The following is a 20,001-nucleotide window of genomic DNA, read 5'->3' as shown; positions in this document are numbered from 1 at the left end:
AATTTAAGGGCTTAGAAAAGAGGTTTGTAATTTATGTCAGAAGAAGATGAAGAAGAAAAGAAAAAGAAGAAGAAATCAACAAAAATTATTGCTGGTCTTATCGGCTCTGTAGCTTTAATTGGAGCCACCATTGCTGGTGGTATGACAGCTATTGCTGAAACAGAAGGAGAAAAAGAAGAAGAAGAGGAAGAAAAAAATAAAAAAAATCAAATGGTTCGATCTCTAAACAATCATCAATTAGTGATAATAAACGAATTTTAGCAGTAATTTTAAAAAGCAAAACAAATTTGCAATTAAAAACTGAAGACAAATTGAAAATGACAAGTCCAGAAACTGTAAAGGAGGTTATTAAAGAGAGACTAATTGAAAGTAATCCACAATCAAATTTAATAAAAGAAAAAATTATTTTAGGTAATTTAAAATATAATAATATGAACATTAAACCAACTACTTTAACAGTTGAAATGACTTATGATGACCCTTTAGTTATTGGAAGTGTAATTTTAAATGTAATTTATCCAAAATAAAAGATAAGAAGAACTTGTTTATAAAATGACGCAAATTTATATATTAAGAAAATTTAGGGGGTTATTTATATGCAAAATAATTTAAATATAATGTTTTTAGTTAATTGATCAGATTTTTCAATAAAGGACTGAATAATCATAGGATTATCAATATTATTATTAATAATAACTTTTATTTTTATTTTAGTTATTTTTCTTTTTAAAAGAAAAAGATTTAAGTTTAAAATAAACAATATTATAAGTGATAATTTAGTAAAAATAGGTAAAAATAATTATAAATTTTCAAGTAGAAATGCTTTTATACTCTTTAATGAAATTAAATCAATAATTTTAGATAAGCGTTATAAGTATTTTTATAAATTTAAAAAGAGATATAAAGATGGTAGTTTAAATAATGAACTTTTTGATATAGTTCAAAAATATTATTTAAAAAATGAAAAAGAATTAAAGAAAAAACCAAAACCTTTATTTGAAAATAAAAAAAATGATAAACCCAGTGATGCTGTTAATAAAAAAGATGATAAAAAAGTTAAATTTGTTTTTGATGATCAAGAAATGACAGTAAAAATTGAAGAAGATAAATAAAACTACTCAGTTGAGTAGTTTTATTTATTTATAACTATTTTTTATCTTTTAAAAATATGTATAAAAATTTAACACCAAATATTCTAGATATTATGATATAATTCTTTAAACTTAATTTAAGTTTTCAACTCATTATTTTATTTTTTAAAGTATATGGGTTTTTTATTTTTTTGAAAGGAAGATTAAAAGATATGTATAGTAAAGTTAAAAAAATAAAAAGTATATATAAATTAATTGCTGAAATTAAAGAAGAAATAAAACTTCCAGAAGGATTTGAAGAAAGAAAAATGTACCATGCTTGAGTATAAGAACCACTTTGCAATGTTTTAGATACCACTTGATATCATGAAATTGATATAAAAATTCAAAATATTGAAAAGAGATTAAAAAATAATATTAATAAAACTAGTTTAAAAGAAATCAAAATAGAATTGGAAAAAATAACAAAAGAAATTGATCAAAAAAATGGTTGAGATATAGAAAAAGATAATAATTTTATTGATGAAATAAATAAAATAAGTTTATCAATCCAACATAAAACTAAAATTAATAATAAATTTATAGCAAAATAAAAATAGTTACCATTTTGGTAACTATTTTTCTAAATTAAAAAAGATGATAAAATCAAGAACATAAACTTAATATAAGTTTATAAATACACTATTTATTTTAAAAAGGAAATATAAAATATGGATATAATTTTAGAGAATAACAATAACGAAAAAACAAAAAATGAATCTATTTTTGTACCTTCTCCCACTATTTTTGTAGAAATTTCATTTGAAAACATTAAAACTAAAAAACAAAAACATGCAGAAAGACAAAAAAATATTTAGAAAAAAATAAATCAAATCCTGAATTTATTAGAAAAAAAAGAGAAGGAGAAAAAAATATATTGAAAAGAAAAAAATAAAGAACTTATTGATAAGCAAATTCAATTAATGATTAATGAAGTTAATAACTTTGCTAATTATGAAACAATACAGATAGAAGATATATTGCAAGAAAATCAAAAAATTCTGTCTTTAAATGATATTATTGATATTGAATCAGAATATTGAGTATCTACAGTTAACTGTGTAAATTATAATCCTTTTAATCTTTAAAAAAATCGTAAGTATTACTTACTATTTCTATTTTGTTTACGTTCATTTTCAGTCAAGAATTTTTTACGCATACGAATATTTTGTGGTGTTACTTCAACTAATTCATCGCTAGCAATAAATTCTAAAGATTTTTCTAAACTAAAAATAGTTGGTGGTGTTAATCTAACAGCTTCATCATTACCTGAACTTCTAGTATTTGTTAATTGTTTTGCTTTGCAAGGATTAACATCTAAATCTTTATCACGATTACTTAAACCAATAATCATTCCTTCATAAACTTTAGTTTGTGGTTTAACAAATAAAGTACCACGTTCTTCTAAAGAATTTAAAGCATAAGGTAATGTTGTCCCTGTAATCATACTTACTAGAACGCCATTTCTATTATTATTAATTTCGCCTTTTAATGGTTCATATGTAAGGAAACTACGAACCATAAAACCAGTTCCGCGAGTAATATTAACGTATTGACGACCAAATCCAATTAATCCTCTTGTTGGAATATGAAAAATAATTTTATCACGAACATTATCAGAATCCATATTAGTCATAATACCTTTTCTTAGATTTAAATTATTAATAACAGTACTACTATATTCAGTAGGATGATTTAAAATAATTTCTTCGACTGGTTCAGTGGTGTGTCCTTTTTCATCTTTTTTAAATACTACTTCCGGTTTAGAAATACCTAATTCAAAACCTTCGCGACGCATATTTTCAATTAAAACAGATAAATGTAATTCACCACGACCAAAAACTTTAAAACCATCAGCATTACTTCCAGATAATTGTTCTATTTTTAAACCAACATTAGTTTCTAATTCTCTTGTTAAACGTTCTTTAATTTTATTACTAGTTACTAGTTTACCTTCAGTTCCAGAAAATGGTGAATTATTAACAAGGAAATTCATTGACATTGTTGGAGCCTGTATTGTAATTGGTTCCATTGGCACAACATTATCTTTATCACAAATAGTATTACCAATTGTTATATTTTCAATACCCGCTATGCAAACAATATCACCAGCAACAGCGTTTTTAACAGCTACTCGTTTTAATCCTTGATAAACAAATAAATATTTTACTTTAGCTTTTCTTTTTAAATCATAATCATCAACAACAATTATTTCTTGTCCTTCAGAAATAGTACCTTGAAATAATCTACCAATTCCAATTCTGCCAATAAAACTATCATAATCTAATGAACTAATTTGCATTTGTAAACGCTCATTATATTTTACTAATTTAGAAATTTTAGCATGTTTAATAATTGTTTCAAATAATGGTTCTAAATTTTCACTTGGTTGATTTAATTCATATTGGGCAATACCTTGTTTAGTAATTCCATAAAGTGTTGGAAAGTCTAACTGTTCATCATTAGCATTTAATTCCATAAAAAGTTCTAATACTTCATCTTTTACTTCTTCAATTCTTTGGTCTTTTTTATCAATTTTGTTAATCATTAAAATTGGATTTAAGTTATGTTCTAGTGCTTTTTGCAATACAAAACGAGTTTGTGGCATTGGTCCCTCAACACTATCAACTAGTAAAATAACACAGTCTACTGTTTTCATAATTCTTTCAACTTCAGAGGAAAAGTCAGCATGACCAGGTGTATCAATAATATTAATTTTTGTATTACCATGCATGATTGAACAATTTTTAGAATAAATAGTAATTCCTCGTTGACGTTCTTGATCATTACTATCCATTATTTGTTCAACAATAACTTGGTTTTGATGAAAAATATTTGATTGCTTTAATAAAGCATCAACTAATGTTGACTTTCCAACATCGACGTGTGCTATCACTGCAATATTAATAATTTTTTGTTCAGCAGAAACTTTTTCTTGTTCAGACATTTTTCATTCTCCGTTATTCTTAAATTTTGACATTATATAAATTATACGCAATATTTTTAAATTTAGTAAAATAATTAAAAAAATAATTTATTTAAAATGATTTTTTTGACATATAATAATTATTTAAATCTTATGATTTGTGATTTTTTTTCATTTTCATGAGTTTTATTTCTATATTTACTTTTTTCAATTATTATTTAAAAAATTATTTTGTTGTATTTGTTCGGTTAATAAATATGTTTGTATATCATTAAAATTATTTGTATATGCTGAATTATACTTGTAAGTGCAAGTAAATAAAATTGCAAAAAATTATCATATAAAAATTTCATAATGCTAAATTTAGTTTAGAAAAAAGTAAGGAGTTTTTATATGAGTTATAAACATCTTGGCATAGATGAAAGGATTTATATTGAGAATCAATTGAAATTTAAATTTAAAATTAGTGAAATAGCTAAAAATCTTAATCGAAGTATTAGTACTATTATTCGAGAAATTAATAGAAATAAAGATAATAATCATTATTTTTCATTAATTGCACAAAATAAAGCTGAAAATAGAAAACAATCACATATTAGTTTTCATAAGTTTAAAAATAAGAATTTAGTAAAATATGTACAACAAAAATTACTATTAGGTTGATCACCTGAACAAATTTATGGCATAATTAAAAATTTTCATAAAGAGTGAGTTATTAGTTTTAAAACAATTTATACTTGAATTTATTTTGGAATGCTTGATAAAGTTACTAGTAAAAATTTAAGAAGAAAAGGTAAAAAACGAAAATCTAAAGAAAATCGTGGCAAGTTTAATGGTAAATCAATTAAAGAATGAGATATAAATGTTAATGATCGTATAACACTTGGTCATTGAGAAGGAGATACTATAGTATCATCACGAGGTAAAAGCAAATCATGTTTAATAGCTTTAGTTGAAAGAGTATCACGATTTACTTTAGCAATATTAGTTAAAAACAGAACTACTAAAGTTATTAATAAAAATGTCATTTATTATTTATCAATTCTTCCTAAAAACATTGTTAAAACTATTACTTTTGATCGTGGCAAAGAATTTTCAAATTGACAACAACTTGAAAAAAATTTAGATGTAAAAATTTATTTTGCCAATCCATATTCACCTTGACAAAGAGGTACTAATGAAAATACTAATGGTTTAATTAGATAAAAATTTCCTAAAAAATTTATTTTTTCAAAAACTAATAAAAATGAAGTTCATAAATTTATATTGTCTTTAAACCAAAGACCAAGAAAAATACTAAATTATCTTTCACCAATCGAATATTTGGATAGAAAAATAATTTAGTTGCACTTACCTTTACAATTTAGCAAATTTATTAATTTTTATAATTTTTCTTTTAAACAAGAGTTTTTTATTATGAAAATGAAATTAATATACCAATTAATTCTAAAAACAATTCATAAATTTTTTTAGAATTCCTTATGAATTAAAAAGCAAATCTACCAAAATAAAAACTTTACCATCCTTTAAAATTCATTGTAGAATTTCACTAAAAGTACTATAATATAAATAACGATAGTTTAATATCGTTATAATTTTAATGATGATATAAACTTTATATCTTTATTAAAATTATACATTAACTTTAAAGGTATAAAATATGAGAAAAACAATAAATATTTTAACAGTTGGTATTTTTTCACTAGCAACAAGTACCACTATTTTAACTAGTGTGAATCACTTTAATACTAGCAAAAATGATTTACAAAAAGCAAAAGCCACAGCTAATCAAACATCATTATTTAATAATCAATATCAATATTTAAATAATAGTGACTGAATTACTAACCAATCAAAAACCGATCATAAATTTTATAGTTATGATACTTCAGCATTAAAAAGTTATACTTTTACCAATGCTAGAAACGTCTTCTTAGTAGATACAACTGGAAATCTAGTTTATAATACCAAATTTACTATTCCTAATAAAGATAAATCAGATATTGAAAATACAAAACAAGAAATGATTACCAAGAAGAAAGTAACATCACTTAAAAGCAATCCTAATTATTCTGATGCTTACAATTTTAGCGAATATCAACAAAATAATTTTATTGGTGACAATAATTGAACATATTTACAATTTGGTGGTCTTGAACAAAATATTGATATTTCTAACATTGCTGGTGCTTCTAAAATTGAAAATAATAACAATCTTAGTGAGAACTTAGGATTATATTACATTGCTGATGCTGCTATTAATAATAAAATTTCTTTAGCAATAGCTTATAATATCAGCCAACAATTCATTAATAAAAGCAGTTTAAACAAACTAATTAGTAACCAATTAACAAATAATATTATTAACTTAATTGTTGAAAATACTAATATCTTTAACTTTATTAAAAATTCACCTCTTTTCCTAAATATAAAAGATTACTCATTAAATTTTATTTTTGATAATGATAATAACTTATTAGCAATTTACTATACAAAATGAAATGTCCAAAATATAAATCAAAATATTAACTATCATTATAAAGAAGACTTTAGCAATATTAATAAAAATGATTGATTAAAAAATAGTGATCAACAAATCGTTTTAAATTGAACTAAATATGCAAAAAATTGAGAACAATTTTCACAACTTTATCCTAAATTTAATTTTAATGATTCTAAACTTTCAATTAATAATATGGGTACATATAAAGAAAATAATAATCTTACTGGTGATACTAATAATATTACTACTAATAAAAATATTAAATATGAACTACAAAATCCTTATAATGTTGTAGCAATTTATGATCTTATTATTCAACTTCCAATTATTGATCTTTATGTATACCATGATGATAATAATATTTATTATCAATGAAATGCACGTGTTATTTCATCACCAAATTTAATTGCTGGTTGTAGTTTAGCAATTGATTTAGATAATATTAGTTTTCAATTTAAAAAATAATTAAAATTAATATATAAAAAATAGTGCCTTAATTAAGGCACTATTTTTACAATGAATGTTGTCTTACAGTACTTTGATTAGATGCTGATGATTGGTTTTCTGCCATTTGATTAGAATTATTAATTAAATATTCTTCGTGAATTTCTAAACACTCAACTTTAAGCTTTTCAATTCTTTTTAAAAATTCAGGATTATTAGATATTTGATATTTTCTAGCATTACGTCAATTATACTCTTTACCTGTGACATCTATTTTTTCTTTTACTTCATTAAGTTCTGACATAATTGACATTAATTGTTTAATATTAGGATTTGTTTTTTACTTCTCCTCGTTTAATTGTTGTTTAATATATTTTACTAGTCCAGCTGTTTGCATATAGGCAGGAGTACCTACGGAATCTGAAATATCACCTAATATTTCTTTTTTAGTTTTATCAATTCTTCTTTCTACTTCAATTTTATTTTCAATTTCTTCTAATAAACCTTCAATTCTATTCATTAATTCTTTTTGATCTGCAATAATATTCATAATTTTTATCTTCCTTTTCACATATAATTTTAATTTAATAAAACCTAGTATAGTTAAATTACTATACTCGGTATGAACAATTATTAAATTATAAATACTATTATAACTATAAAGTAAAAATTACTCAATCAACTATTATTTACTATTTTTAAATTTTCTAATTATTTTTTTGATCTAATAACATAAATAATCATTATATATATGTTCTTTTTCTATTCAAGTTAAAACATCTTCTAAAATAATATTAATATTGGGTTCATTTAAAATCGCATGATTACCTTCTTCATAAAAAATATAAGTTATCCCCTGTCTTCAACGTTTATTATTTTTTTCAATTTTATCAAAATCGGCAAATATATCTTTTGCAGATTGAACAATCAAAACCGGACATTTAGCATTATTAAGATTTTTTGGTACTTGTTTACTTAATTTTTGTGCTTGTAAAGAAAATAATAATGTAAATTTCATATTAGTCATTGCTCTAATTTTCCCTTTTTTAATATAATTAGAGTTAATAGAAATTGTTTCCATATCAAAAGTAATAGGTAATGGATGATGTTTATAAAATAGAAATACTCAAATTGCATGACAAACTAATGAAGGTTTTATTTTAAATATTTGTTTCTTAGTAACAAAATTAGTTAAAATTGCACCATCAATCATTTTTGGTAATCTTTTAATTGCTAATGCTGTTAATGCTGAACCTAATGATTCACCCATTAATAAAATTTTTTTATTAGGATAACGTTCATTCAAAACCGTTATAATATCTTAATATCATTAATAGTTGTTCCTAAAGTATGATATTTTCATTTTTCATTTTCTCCTCAACCTCGTTGATCAAAACTTAAAATGAAATACCATGTTTAGTAAAAAACTTAGCAGCTGTTTTAAAGTCTGTTAAAGAGGCACCCATACCATGAATACCAATAATAATATATTTACTATTATCAACAAATTTAAATTCAGTATGTAAAAAATAGTTATCCCTAGTAATGATTCCCTCATTACTTCATTGTGGAAAATGACGATTCAGTTCTCAGTGATAATCAATATGGAAAATTTGATAAATTCTATATAAAATATAAAGTATTATTAACATAGCTAAAACTACAATAAGTACTGCTCATCAATAATGTTGCCAAAAATTATCCATAATAAATGATACCCTCCAATAATATATAAATACTTACTAATATTTTATCAAATTAATTTTGTTTTAATAAAAATATTTATTTCTTAGTGACTTCAGCAATTACTTGACCAACCGTTACTTGTTCATCATCTTTTACTACTTGCTTTACAACATAACCTTCCATTGTTTCATTAGTGAAAACAATTGGTGTTGTTACTTTTTTACCTTTATTCTTAACTTCTTGTAAATTAGCAACTACCATTACTTCTGATTTTTTAATTGGTTTACCTTGTTCAACTTTAATATCAAAGCCCTTACCAGCTAATTCAACAGTATCAATACCAATATGAACTAAACATTCAATACCTGTATTTACATCTTTAATACCATAAGCATGTCCTGTATTAAATACTGTTGCTAATTTTCCATCAAATGGTGATACAAATTCAACTCCATCTTTATCTTTATATTCAGGAATAATAGCAAAACCAGTCCCTAACATTTCCTGAGCAAATACTGGATCTTCAACTTTACTAAGGTTAATAACTTTACCAGTAACTGGCGCATAAATTAATAAAGGTAATTGTTTTTTTTTCTTGAAAAACATATGTCGATTCTCCTCAAAATTATGTAAATTAGATGTTTATAAATTTAACATTAAATAATGTAACTTTAAAAATAAATAATATTTTTATTTTTTTGATAAAAATTTTTCTACTAATGATTTAACTTCTTCATTGGTTTCACATTGTAATGCTTTTGATGCTAATATTTCTGTATCCTTTTTATTTAAAGTACTAATAATTTTTCTAGTTTCTAAAACACTAGATGCAGACATTGAAAATTCATCTAGCCCTAGACCAACTAGTAGTGGAACAGCAATTTTATCACCAGCCATTTCACCACACATGGCAACAGGATGATTATATTTATGCCCACCATCAATTGTCATCTTAATCAAACGTAAAATTGATGGATGATATGGTTGATATAAATAAGACACTTTTTCTGACATACGATCAGCGGCTAAACTATATTGAATTAAATCATTAGTTCCAATTGAAAAGAAATCTGCATATTTAGCAAATATTTCGGCATTAACTGCTGCTGCTGGAATTTCAATCATCATTCCAACTTGAATATCATCACTAACTTTAACTTTTTCTTTAATTAATTCTTTTTTGCAAGTTTCATATAATGCTTTAGCTGCTTTAAATTCTTCAACAGTGGCAATCATTGGAAACATAATAGCTAATTTACCAAAAGCTGAAGCACGAATTAAAGCACGTAATTGAGTTTTAAAAATATCTTTACGATCTAAACACAAACGAATGGCACGATAACCAAGGAAAGGATTCATTTCTTTTGATAAATCTAAATATGATAATTCTTTATCACCACCAATATCTAAAGTTCTAATAACAACTTTATGTTTAGTAGCAGACAATACTTTTTTATATTCTTCAAATTGAATATCTTCACTTGGAAAATCACTACTTTCCATATAAAGAAATTCACTTCTAAAAAGTCCTACTCCTTGTGCATCATATTCAATTGCTTTAATCATATCTTTGGGTGAACCAATATTTGCTTCTAACTTTACTTCATGATTATCACTGGTTTTAGTTAATTTACCTTTAAATACTAATAATTCTTTTTGTTCTTCAATTCATGCGCTTTGTTTAGCAACTCATTTATTTTTTTCACTACTATTTAAATCAATTTCAATTTCACCAGTATTACCATCTAATACACAAAATTGATTATTTTTTACTTTTGTAGTAACATTTTTTAACCCAAGAACTGCTGGAATACCAAGACTACGAGCCATAATTGCTGCATGAGAAGTTCTACCACCAATATCACATAAAAATCCTTTAACAAATTTAGGATTCAATTGACTTGTTTCTGAAGGTGTTAGATCATGACTAACAATAATTGTTTCTTCTTTAATTGCACTTAAATCAATAGTTTTAATATTTAAAATTTTACGTAAAATTCGATCACGAACATCAATAACATCAGCAGCACGTTCACGAAAATAATCATCATCCATTGCTTGCAATGTTGCAATTGCTTTATTAGCAGTACTTTCTAAAGCATTAGCAGCATTATATTTTTCTTCTTTAATTAACTTTTCAGTATCTTCAATTAATACTGGATCAGTTGTTACTAAAAAATGAGCTTCAAAAACAGCGGCTTTTTCTTCACCTAAAGTTTTTGTTGTATTTTGGATGAGTTGTTTAATTTCATCACCTGATATTTTTAAGGCATCATGTAACTTTTTAACTTCTCCTTCTATTTCTTTTTCATTAATTTTTTTAGGATTAGTTTTGATAGTTTCATGTTTTAAGATTAATGCTTTGGCTAGAGCAATGCCATTACTAGCACCAATACCTTTCATTTTTAACATTATATATATTTCACTCCTTATAAAATATGTTTATTAATAGTCTACTAAATTATAATAAAAAAAATGAAATATTGTATAAAATATTTATTATAATTTAAACTTTTGGTAAATAAAAATGATTTTAATATTTGCTGAATTATACTTGTAAGTGCAAGTAAATAAAATTGCAAAAAATTCTCATATAAAAATTTCATAATGCTAAATTTAGTTTAGAAAAAAGTAAGGAGTTTTTATATGAGTTATAAACATCTTGGCATATATGAAAGGATTTATATTGAGAATCAATTGAAATTTAAATTTAAAATTAGTGAAATAGCTAAAAATCTTAATCGAAGTATTAGTACTATTATTCGAGAAATTAATAGAAATAAAGATAATAATCATTATTTTTCATTAATTGCACAAAATAAAGCTGAAAATCGAAAACAATCACATATTAGTTTTCATAAGTTTAAAAATAAGAATTTAGTAAAATATGTACAACAAAAATTACTATTAGGTTGATCACCTGAACAAATTTATGGCAGAATTAAAAATTTTCATAAAGAGTGAGTTATTAGTTTTAAAACAATTTATACTTGAATTTATTTTGGAATGCTTGATAAAGTTATTAGTAAAAATTTAAGAAGAAAAGGTAAAAAACGAAAATCTCAAGAGAATCGTGGCAAGTTTAATGGTAAATCAATTAAAGAACGAGATATAAATGTTAATGATCGTATAACACTTAGTCATTGGGAAGGAGATACTATAGTATCATCACGAGGTAAAAGCAAATCATGTTTAATAACTTTAGTTGAAAGAGTATCACGATTTACTTTAGCAATATTAGTTAAAAACAGAACTACTAAAGTTATTAATAAAAATGTCAGTTATTATTTATCAATTCTTCCTAAAAACATTGTTAAAACTATTACTTTTGATCGTGGCAAAGAATTTTCAAATTGACAACAACTTGAAAAAAATTTAGATGTAAAAATTTATTTTGCCAATCCATATTCACCTTGACAAAGAGGTACTAATGAAAATACTAATGGTTTAATTAGAGAAAAATTTCCTAAAAAATTTATTTTTTCAAAAACTAATAAAAATGAAGTTCATAAATTTATATTGTCTTTAAATCAAAGACCGAGAAAAATATTAAATTATCTTTCACCAATCGAATATTTGGATAGAAAAATAATTTAGTTGCACTTACCTTTACAATTTAGCTTTCAAAAACTAATAAAAATGAAGTTAATAAATTTATATTGTCTTTAAATCAAAGACCGATAAAAATATTAAATTATCTTTCACCAATCGAATATTTGGATAGAAAAATAATTTAGTTGCACTTACCTTTACAATTTAGCATATAAGAAATTATTGTTTTACTTACAAAGAATAATTGAATCAACTAAATTTCATTTTTTCTATCAATATGTAAAAGAAAAATCCGATAAATAATATATTGTAATTTCATTAAATAAAAAATAAGAATATATAACTAGATTTATTTAAAAATAACAATATATTTTTCCTTTTTATAAGACATTACAAAAAAACATAAAAAAACTACTTAGTAAAAATAAAAAATAATACTAGTAGGCTAATAACCAATAATTTTGTGTGTCTTAAATTTATTATAACACCGTAACTTTGAAAATCAATAAAATTTTATTAATTTTATTATTAAAATATCATTTTAAATAAAAAAAATTAGCACCCTTATTATGGTGCTAATCTAATAATATTTTTATAATATTTTATTATCTTGATTTTTTGTTCATAGTAAAGCTAATGAAATAATAGCAGCAGCAATGCAACCATAAAAGTAATAAAATACATAATCTCAGTTTTCATTACCAATACCAGCAATTACTACTTTTGAAAAAAGAGCATCACCAAGAAAATAACCAGATAATCCTGTAAATCCTGAAGCAGTAGCAGCTGCTTTCTTATTTGTTAGTTCAATAGCAGTAGCACCAATCATCGCTTGTGGCATATAAATACCAAAACCAGCAATCATTAAAGTAGTAATAAGCATAGGCATATTACCACGAGGAGCAACTTGCAATAACACTAGTCCACAAAGTGCAATTAATAATCCAAATATCATTAATGGTGCTTTACGATTATTAAAAAATCACTTAGCAAAATATGCTGCAGAAATACCACCAAATAAACCAGATAATTCAAAACAGGCAGCAAATCATTTACTGTGTTTTAAATCTAAGCCATGAATATCTTTCATTAAAATTAATGTTCATCCTGCCAGTCCTTGTCGTACAACATATACTCAAATATTAGCAAATGCTAATATTCATAAAAATTTATTTTTTAAAATATATTTTACAAAAATTTCTTTTCAATTAAGTTCTACTCTTTCTTCTTTATGTTCTAGAACACCTTTTCATTTTTCAACAGTAGGTAACCCTTCTGCTTCGGGGCGATCACGCAATCCTCATAAACATAATGGAATCATAGCTAAAGCAAAAATACTAGGAATTCAAAAATATAAACCATAAATTGTTCCACCCGGATCAAGTAATGTTACTAAAGAAATAACAACAACCGGTAATAAAGCAGCACCAATATTTTGTCCTGAGTTTCAAATTCCAATACGTCCCGAACGTTCTTTATCAGTAAATCAATGAGAAAATAGTCTAGCTGTAGCTGGTCAGCCCATACTTTGGAAAACAGCTAACATCGCAATCAAACTCAACATCATTACAAATGGGCCAACACTAATTTTAGTTCCAGCAAAAGCAACTACACCACCCATAATAATATTTAAAATAGAAGAAACAAATAATCCAAAAATCATGATTACTCTTCCTGAACTACGGTCAGCAACATTTCCAACAATAAATTTAGCACCACCATAAACAACGGCAAAAATTGTTCCCATTAAAGCATACTCCATTTTAGTTATGCTACCATTGCTTTCTAAAGCAGAACCCGCTACTGTATACGCTTGACGAGTAAAGTAGTAAAGAATATATGATAAAATGCTAAAACCAAAAACTTGATTACGTAAAATAATAAATTTTTTATTAACTTGCTTTAAGTCTTCACTAAAAATTTCTTTTTTTGCAGGTGGCTTAAAAACACATGCAAGTCTATTAAAAACAGACATTTTTTTTACTCTCCTTCTAAAAGGATGCATAAATTATAGTAACCCAAATAACCTGCTCTTAAAAACTTAATATAAACATACTTTAACACATAGGTTTTTACAATTTTTGTTTTTGTGGAAAAATAAATAATATTAAAAATTAAAAAATAACTCTCTACCAAACTATTTTTTTGAAATACCATAAACAAATATTAACTCTACACCTTTTAAAATTCATTTACATTTATTTATTAAACAGTTTTGTAAAATGTACTAATAATTTATTTTTCCCCTTCTCAAATTGTTTAGTCCTAACCTATATATTTCAGATTATAACAGATATATTCTAAAATTGAAAAGATATTTCTTTAATTTTAAAAAAAATAATTTACAATTTTCTTATGAATTTATTCTAAAAAAATTATAAATTTTTATATAGTAATAACTAAAATTAAAAAAATTATTTTATCGTTTAATGTTTTAAAAATTAAAACTAATGATAGAATTAAACCATAAAATAAATTAAAAGAAAAGGTAGTGAACACATGCATAATGAAAGCAAAATACAACATATTAATTCTATAAAAGAAGTTGAGCAACTTTTACAATCAAAAAAAATAACAGTAATTGATTTTTCAGCAGAATGATGTGGTCCTTGTAAAATGTTAGGGCCAAGATTTGAAAATGTTGCTAATGACGAAAAACACAAAAATATTAATTTTATTAAAGTTGATGTTGACAAAGCTAAAGAACTAGCAAAAGATTATGAAATCCAATCAATTCCAACATTAATTTATTTTAATAAAGAAGGAAAAGAAGTTAAAAAAACTTTTGGTTTAGTTTCTGAAAAAGATATGACTAATATTATCGAAGAAATAGGAAAATAAGGTATTTATAATGGCTATTAAATTAATTGTTCTTGATCTAGATGGAACTTTATTGAAAAGTAGATGAAAAATTCATCCTAAAAATCTAATTGCAATTCAAAAAGCATATCAAAAAAATATTAAAGTTATTATTGCAACAGGAAGAGCACCAAGTTCAACCATTGATATTACAAAATCATGTTTAATGCATGAAAAAACCGGTCATATTATTTGTTATAATGGTGGTAACATCCTTGATATTACTAATGATAATAGATTAGATATATTGTATGAAAAATCATTAACAAAAGAACAAATACAAACAATAGTTAAATTTGCTAATAAAAATAATTTAACAATGTGAGGATATAGTACCGATAATAAAACAGGCTTAATTAATCGCAGATCACTAAAAGTTAAAATTATGGAAAATTTTAATAACCTACCAACTAAACAAATTGATGAGAATACCGATGAGGGTATGTATAAAATTTTATTATTTTGTAAAAAGAAAAAACAAGTTAATACAATTTTAGAACAATTAAATACTATAAAAGATTTAGAACTTGCTACTTCTTCTCATAGTGTTATCGAAATTAATCCAATTGGTGTTAATAAAGCTGCTGCTGTACAATTTTTATGCAAAAAATGAAATATTACTCCTGATCAAGTACTAGCTTGTGGTGATGGTATGAATGATTATAAATTAATAAAATGGGCTAAATATGGTATTGCAATGCAAAATGCTCATCCTAATTTAAAAGAAATAGCATATGATGTTACTAGTAAAAATACTTGTGGTGGTGTTGCAAAAGCTATCGATAAATATGTATTTCCTAAATCAGAGTTTGAATAAATAATAGTTTAATTTTCTAATATAGTTTATTATCAAATATAACTTTAAAAATGCTGGTAATTGTCCAGCATTTTTAATTCAATATCTTTTATACTTAAATAAATATTTTTCAAATTTGCATTATTTTAATGCTGAATTATACTTGTAAGTGCAAGTAAATAAAATTGCAAAAAATTCTCATATAAAAATTTCATAATGCTAAATTTAGTTTAGAAAAAAGTAAGGAGTTTTTATATGAGTTATAAACATCTTGGCATAGATGAAAGGATTTATATTGAGAATCAATTGAAATTTAAATTTAAAATTAGTGAAATAGCTAAAAATCTTAATCGAAGTATTAGTACTATTATTCGAGAAATTAATAGAAATAAAGATAATAATCATTATTTTTCATTAATTGCACAAAATAAAGCTGAAAATCGAAAACAATCACATATTAGTTTTCATAAGTTTAAAAATAAGAATTTAGTAAAATATGTACAACAAAAATTACTATTAAATTGATCACCTGAACAAATTTATGGCAGAATTAAAAATTTTCATAAAGAGTGAGTTATTAGTTTTAAAACAATTTATACTTGAATTTATTTTGGAATGCTTGATAAAGTTACTAGTAAAAATTTAAGAAGAAAAGGTAAAAAACGAAAATCTAAAGAAAATCGTGACAAGTTTAATGGTAAATCAATTAAAGAACGAGATATAAATGTTAATGATCGTATAACACTTGGTCATTGAGAAGGAGATACTATAGTATCATCACGAGGTAAAAGCAAATCATGTTTAATAACTTTAGTTGAAAGAGTATCACGATTTACTTTAACAATATTAGTTAAAAACAGAACTACTAAAGTTATTAATAAAAATGTCAGTTATTATTTATCAATTCTTCCTAAAAACATTGTTAAAACTATTACTTTTAATCGTGGCAAAGAATTTTCAAATTGACAACAACTTGAAAAAAATTTAGATGTAAAAATTTATTTTGCCAATCCATATTAACCTTGACAAAGAGGTACTAATGAAAATACTAATGGTTTAATTAGAGAAAAATTTCCTAAAAAATTTATTTTTTCAAAAACTAATAAAAATGAAGTTCATAAATTTATATTGTCTTTAAATCAAAGACCGAGAAAAATATTAAATTATCTTTCACCAATCGAATATTTGGATAGAAAAATAATTTAGTTGCACTTACCTTTACAATTTAGCAATATATATTTTTATTTTTAGATTATTAATACTATTAATTATATTTTTTAAGAAAAATGGGCTCAAAAATAAATTATGAAATTTTAAAAAACATTAAGGCATTCGATTCAATATTTATTTAATTTGTGTTTAACAAATTAATATTTTAATTGAACCGGCACCGCTTAATTTTTTTTACAAGTTTGAAATTTATTTTTTCGCCCAAAAAAATTTTTCAAAAAACAATAAAAAATAAAACCAACACTTGCTCACTGGGGAGTGGCAAGGTTGGTTAAATAAAGAATAGAATTAATACAATAGGTCCCTACAACAGGTCTATATATACTAGTTTCCAATTCGCTCCCACCCCAAGAATTACCATTTAATGGTTAGTATAATTTATTAGGTATCACTCCACTTTTTATTTATCCATGCAAGTCCACATGTTCTAGCTACTATTTTTAACAACTGTGTTGCAGTTCACTTTTTTAGTTCCCTAACACGTGTTGATAATAGTGTTAAAGAAGATTATTAATTATTAAATTTCTCCTACTTGGTCACTGCGTGTAGTAGATATTTAAAGGGTGCTAATAATAAAAAATTTTAAAATTTTACAATTACAAAAAAAGACAAGATTATTTCTTGTCTTTTTCCTTGTTGATAATTTTAATTTAACTTATAAAATGTATATTTTATTTTTTTTAAATACGTCGAATATAAAATATAAATTTAATGTTTTAAGAAAAGAGAGTAATTTTGTCTAATTTTAATGATTTTTAAAATAATTCATCTGGAAATAAGTTAATTATGTAGTAATTTAATTTCCTACTTTTTTGGGAACCTCCCACTTTGACTAATAAAATAATTAGACAACTTCTCAGCAATTGTTCTATCAATTTTATTAGATAATGTTGCTTTAGCAATATAATATAGACCCAATGTTTCACTTAAATTATCACTATGCTCAACTTTATGACCACCTGTTTGTTGTGAAATATCAATGTGTTTTTCAATTCCACATTGCTGAATTAACTTTCAATCTTGATTATCACCACTAAAGTAAGAAGTACTATATTCACTTTTACTATATGGATTATATGTATCTTTAATAGTAGTTACTTTTTTAGTATTATTCATTTCTTGTTTTGTATTTTCAATATCTGATTTATCTTTATCAGGAACAATTACTTTGGTATTATAAACTAGATTACCTGTTGTATCTACTAAAAAAGTATTTTGAGCATTGGCAAAAGTATAACTTTTTAATGCTGAAGTATCATAACTGTAAAATTTATAATCGGTTATTGATTGATTAGTAATTCAATCACTAGTACCTAAAATATTTCATTGATTATTAAATAATGAATTTGTAGAATTCTTTATTGATGATTTATTTGTTAAGCTACTGTTATTAACAATATTATCATTAATACTATTAATAATAGTATTACTTGTTAAAGTTAATGTTGTTAATGTACTTAAAGTAATTAATAATTGTTTCATTCATATACCTACCTTTTAAATAATACAATTTTAATAATTAGATATCTTTTTATATATAATCATTAAAATTATAACGATATTGAATTTATATCGTTATTTATAATATAACACAAATTTTTCTTATTTTTTTTAATAAAATCTCATTTAAAAATGTTTAAAAATTAATATAATATTTTGAATTAAGTTAATAATAAAAAATATATTATAATTAAACTATACACAGATAGAACTTTTGTTCTTAATGATGTTTAGAGAGAGGTGAAAGTAATGGAATTTGATTTTGATGTGATTACTATTGGTGCTGGTGTTATTGGTGCTGCTATTAGTGATGAATTATCAAAAAGAAACTTAAAAGTAGTTATTTTAGAAAAAAATTTAAGAATTGCCCAAGAAACATCAGAAGGAAATTCTGGAGTCATTCATGGTGGATTTGATCCAACACCAGGAAAACTAAATGCTAAATTAAATCTAGAGGGCAGAAAATTATATGAAAATGATTGATTTAAAAATTTAGATTTTCCATGAAAAAAAATTGATTCTTTAATACTTGCTTTTAGCAAAGAAGAAAACTCAGAAATACAAAAATTATATGCACGTGGTATTACTAATGGTATTGCTAAAAAAGAATTATCAATATTAACAAGAGAAGAAGTAATTTCATTAGAACCTAATGTTAACCCAAAAGTTACTAGTGCACTACTTTGTTCTGCTTCATATGCTGTTGATCCAGTATTATTAACACAATCTTTAATTAATCGCATGATTAAAAATAAAGGACAACTAAAAGTTGATCATCAAGTAATTAATATTGAAACATTAAATTCAGGTTTTCGAGTTACTTGTTTAAATAATCAAAAAAAAGTAACTTTTACTTCAAAATATATTATTAATGCTGCTGGTCATTATGCTGATGATATTGCAAAGTTAATAAATTGTCAAGATTTCACTTTAAAAACTAGAAGAGGACAGTATTGTATTCTTGAAAAAACCGAAAATCATATTATAAATAATCACATTCTATTTATGATACCTACTATTCATGGTAAAGGAGTAATAGTTGCTCCAATGCTTGATGGTCATATCTTGGTGGGTCCTACTTCTCATGAAAATGTACCGAAAAGTGATACTAGATTAATTACAATTGAAGATATTGAACTTATTAATAAAATTGGTCTAAAAATTATTCCAACTTTAAATATTAATAAAACTTGTAAAGTAATTAGTGGTTCACGAGCAATTTGTGTTGAAACTGATGATTTTTTCATAAAATTTGCTAGTAATAATCCTAACTTTATTAATGTTGCTGGTATTAAATCACCAGGTCTAAGTTCAGCACCAGCAATTGCTTTACTAGTAGCAAATATGATAAAAAATATTTAATTTAAGGAGGAAA

23 protein-coding genes are annotated in these 20,001 nt (G+C 23.9%); 13 read left to right on the top strand and 10 right to left on the bottom strand.

Going from position 1 to position 20,001, the window contains the following annotated elements; translation table 4 throughout:
• The first annotated feature begins 33 nt into the window (after positions 1-33).
• The 6 genes from ACICQF_RS03120 (at position 34) to ACICQF_RS03095 (ending at position 2,218) form a co-directional block, all read left to right on the top strand.
• A complete protein-coding gene (locus tag ACICQF_RS03120) occupies positions 34-261 on the top strand; it encodes a hypothetical protein (RefSeq protein ID WP_342257357.1) in 228 nt (75 codons plus the stop codon).
• A 56-nt stretch (positions 262-317) separates the two neighbouring features.
• Entirely contained in the window at positions 318-527 is a 210-nt protein-coding gene (locus ACICQF_RS03115) for a hypothetical protein (RefSeq protein WP_342257356.1), read from the top strand.
• Positions 528-596: 69 nt separating this feature from the next.
• Positions 597-1,112: a hypothetical protein gene (locus ACICQF_RS03110; RefSeq protein ID WP_338956858.1), complete on the top strand. Its 516-nt coding sequence runs from the start codon at positions 597-599 to the stop codon at positions 1,110-1,112.
• A gap of 431 nt (positions 1,113-1,543) precedes the next feature.
• Positions 1,544-1,684 (top strand): hypothetical protein, encoded by a 141-nt coding sequence (locus tag ACICQF_RS03105; protein ID WP_342274382.1) that lies wholly within the window; start codon positions 1,544-1,546, stop codon positions 1,682-1,684.
• Positions 1,685-1,801: 117 nt separating this feature from the next.
• Positions 1,802-1,948: a hypothetical protein gene (locus ACICQF_RS03100; RefSeq protein ID WP_342257353.1), complete on the top strand. Its 147-nt coding sequence runs from the start codon at positions 1,802-1,804 to the stop codon at positions 1,946-1,948.
• A gap of 105 nt (positions 1,949-2,053) precedes the next feature.
• Positions 2,054-2,218 (top strand): hypothetical protein, encoded by a 165-nt coding sequence (locus ACICQF_RS03095; protein WP_338956862.1) that lies wholly within the window; start codon positions 2,054-2,056, stop codon positions 2,216-2,218.
• A 14-nt stretch (positions 2,219-2,232) separates the two neighbouring features.
• Here the strand turns inward: ACICQF_RS03095 and typA are convergent, their stop codons facing one another.
• Entirely contained in the window at positions 2,233-4,077 is a 1,845-nt protein-coding gene (typA, locus tag ACICQF_RS03090) for a translational GTPase TypA (RefSeq protein ID WP_395473674.1), read from the bottom strand.
• Positions 4,078-4,449: 372 nt separating this feature from the next.
• Between typA and ACICQF_RS03085 the strand changes: the two genes are divergently transcribed.
• Together ACICQF_RS03085 and ACICQF_RS03080 are read left to right on the top strand one after the other, a co-directional pair.
• Positions 4,450-5,262, top strand: coding sequence for an IS30 family transposase (locus ACICQF_RS03085; protein ID WP_395473673.1), 813 nt, complete (start codon positions 4,450-4,452; stop codon positions 5,260-5,262).
• A 454-nt stretch (positions 5,263-5,716) separates the two neighbouring features.
• Positions 5,717-7,024, top strand: coding sequence for a hypothetical protein (locus tag ACICQF_RS03080; protein WP_395473672.1), 1,308 nt, complete (start codon positions 5,717-5,719; stop codon positions 7,022-7,024).
• Positions 7,025-7,070: 46 nt separating this feature from the next.
• Here the strand turns inward: ACICQF_RS03080 and ACICQF_RS03075 are convergent, their stop codons facing one another.
• The 7 genes from ACICQF_RS03075 to ACICQF_RS03045 all read right to left on the bottom strand — a co-directional run bounded on the left by ACICQF_RS03075 (position 7,071) and on the right by ACICQF_RS03045 (position 11,295).
• Entirely contained in the window at positions 7,071-7,307 is a 237-nt protein-coding gene (locus tag ACICQF_RS03075; RefSeq protein WP_395473671.1) for a hypothetical protein, read from the bottom strand.
• A gap of 36 nt (positions 7,308-7,343) precedes the next feature.
• A complete protein-coding gene (locus ACICQF_RS03070) occupies positions 7,344-7,553 on the bottom strand; it encodes a hypothetical protein (protein WP_395473670.1) in 210 nt (69 codons plus the stop codon).
• Positions 7,554-7,727: 174 nt separating this feature from the next.
• Positions 7,728-8,309 (bottom strand): alpha/beta hydrolase, encoded by a 582-nt coding sequence (locus ACICQF_RS03065; RefSeq protein WP_395473669.1) that lies wholly within the window; start codon positions 8,307-8,309, stop codon positions 7,728-7,730.
• Between the two features lie 91 nt (positions 8,310-8,400).
• A complete protein-coding gene (locus ACICQF_RS03060; RefSeq protein WP_395473668.1) occupies positions 8,401-8,709 on the bottom strand; it encodes a hypothetical protein in 309 nt (102 codons plus the stop codon).
• 76 nt (positions 8,710-8,785) lie between these two features.
• Positions 8,786-9,295 carry a PTS sugar transporter subunit IIA gene (locus ACICQF_RS03055; RefSeq protein WP_395473667.1) on the bottom strand — a complete coding sequence of 170 codons (510 nt, stop codon included), beginning with the start codon at positions 9,293-9,295 and terminating at the stop codon, positions 8,786-8,788.
• A gap of 84 nt (positions 9,296-9,379) precedes the next feature.
• Positions 9,380-11,104, bottom strand: a complete 1,725-nt coding sequence (ptsP, locus tag ACICQF_RS03050; protein WP_395473699.1) for a phosphoenolpyruvate--protein phosphotransferase — start codon at positions 11,102-11,104, stop codon at positions 9,380-9,382.
• A gap of 41 nt (positions 11,105-11,145) precedes the next feature.
• Positions 11,146-11,295, bottom strand: coding sequence for a hypothetical protein (locus tag ACICQF_RS03045; protein WP_395473666.1), 150 nt, complete (start codon positions 11,293-11,295; stop codon positions 11,146-11,148).
• Between the two features lie 40 nt (positions 11,296-11,335).
• On the opposite strand from ACICQF_RS03045, the gene ACICQF_RS03040 reads away from it, so the two are divergent.
• Positions 11,336-12,286 carry an IS30 family transposase gene (locus ACICQF_RS03040; RefSeq protein ID WP_395473665.1) on the top strand — a complete coding sequence of 317 codons (951 nt, stop codon included), beginning with the start codon at positions 11,336-11,338 and terminating at the stop codon, positions 12,284-12,286.
• Positions 12,287-12,833: 547 nt separating this feature from the next.
• Here ACICQF_RS03040 and ACICQF_RS03035 read toward each other — a convergent pair.
• Entirely contained in the window at positions 12,834-14,216 is a 1,383-nt protein-coding gene (locus ACICQF_RS03035) for an MFS transporter (RefSeq protein WP_395473664.1), read from the bottom strand.
• 524 nt (positions 14,217-14,740) lie between these two features.
• Here ACICQF_RS03035 and trxA point away from each other — a divergent pair.
• From trxA to ACICQF_RS03020, 3 genes are all read left to right on the top strand, one after another.
• Positions 14,741-15,082, top strand: a complete 342-nt coding sequence (gene trxA / locus ACICQF_RS03030; RefSeq protein WP_199188855.1) for a thioredoxin — start codon at positions 14,741-14,743, stop codon at positions 15,080-15,082.
• 10 nt (positions 15,083-15,092) lie between these two features.
• Positions 15,093-15,917, top strand: coding sequence for an HAD family hydrolase (locus ACICQF_RS03025; RefSeq protein WP_395473663.1), 825 nt, complete (start codon positions 15,093-15,095; stop codon positions 15,915-15,917).
• A gap of 234 nt (positions 15,918-16,151) precedes the next feature.
• On the top strand, positions 16,152-16,916 hold the full coding sequence (locus ACICQF_RS03020; protein WP_395473662.1) for an IS30 family transposase: 765 nt from the start codon (positions 16,152-16,154) through the stop codon (positions 16,914-16,916).
• Positions 16,917-17,930: 1,014 nt separating this feature from the next.
• Here ACICQF_RS03020 and ACICQF_RS03015 read toward each other — a convergent pair.
• Complete coding sequence (locus ACICQF_RS03015; RefSeq protein ID WP_395473661.1) at positions 17,931-18,608, bottom strand: hypothetical protein; 678 nt, start codon at positions 18,606-18,608, stop codon at positions 17,931-17,933.
• Positions 18,609-18,875: 267 nt separating this feature from the next.
• Between ACICQF_RS03015 and glpO the strand changes: the two genes are divergently transcribed.
• A complete protein-coding gene (glpO, locus tag ACICQF_RS03010) occupies positions 18,876-19,988 on the top strand; it encodes a type 2 glycerol-3-phosphate oxidase (protein WP_342257376.1) in 1,113 nt (370 codons plus the stop codon).
• Positions 19,989-20,001: the final 13 nt, after the last annotated feature.

Origin of the sequence: Spiroplasma endosymbiont of Nomada rufipes (assembly GCF_964277355.1) — a bacterium.
GTDB lineage: Bacteria > Bacillota_I > Bacilli_A > Mycoplasmatales > VBWQ01 > Spiroplasma_E.
This window is presented reverse-complemented; position numbering and strand designations above follow the sequence as displayed.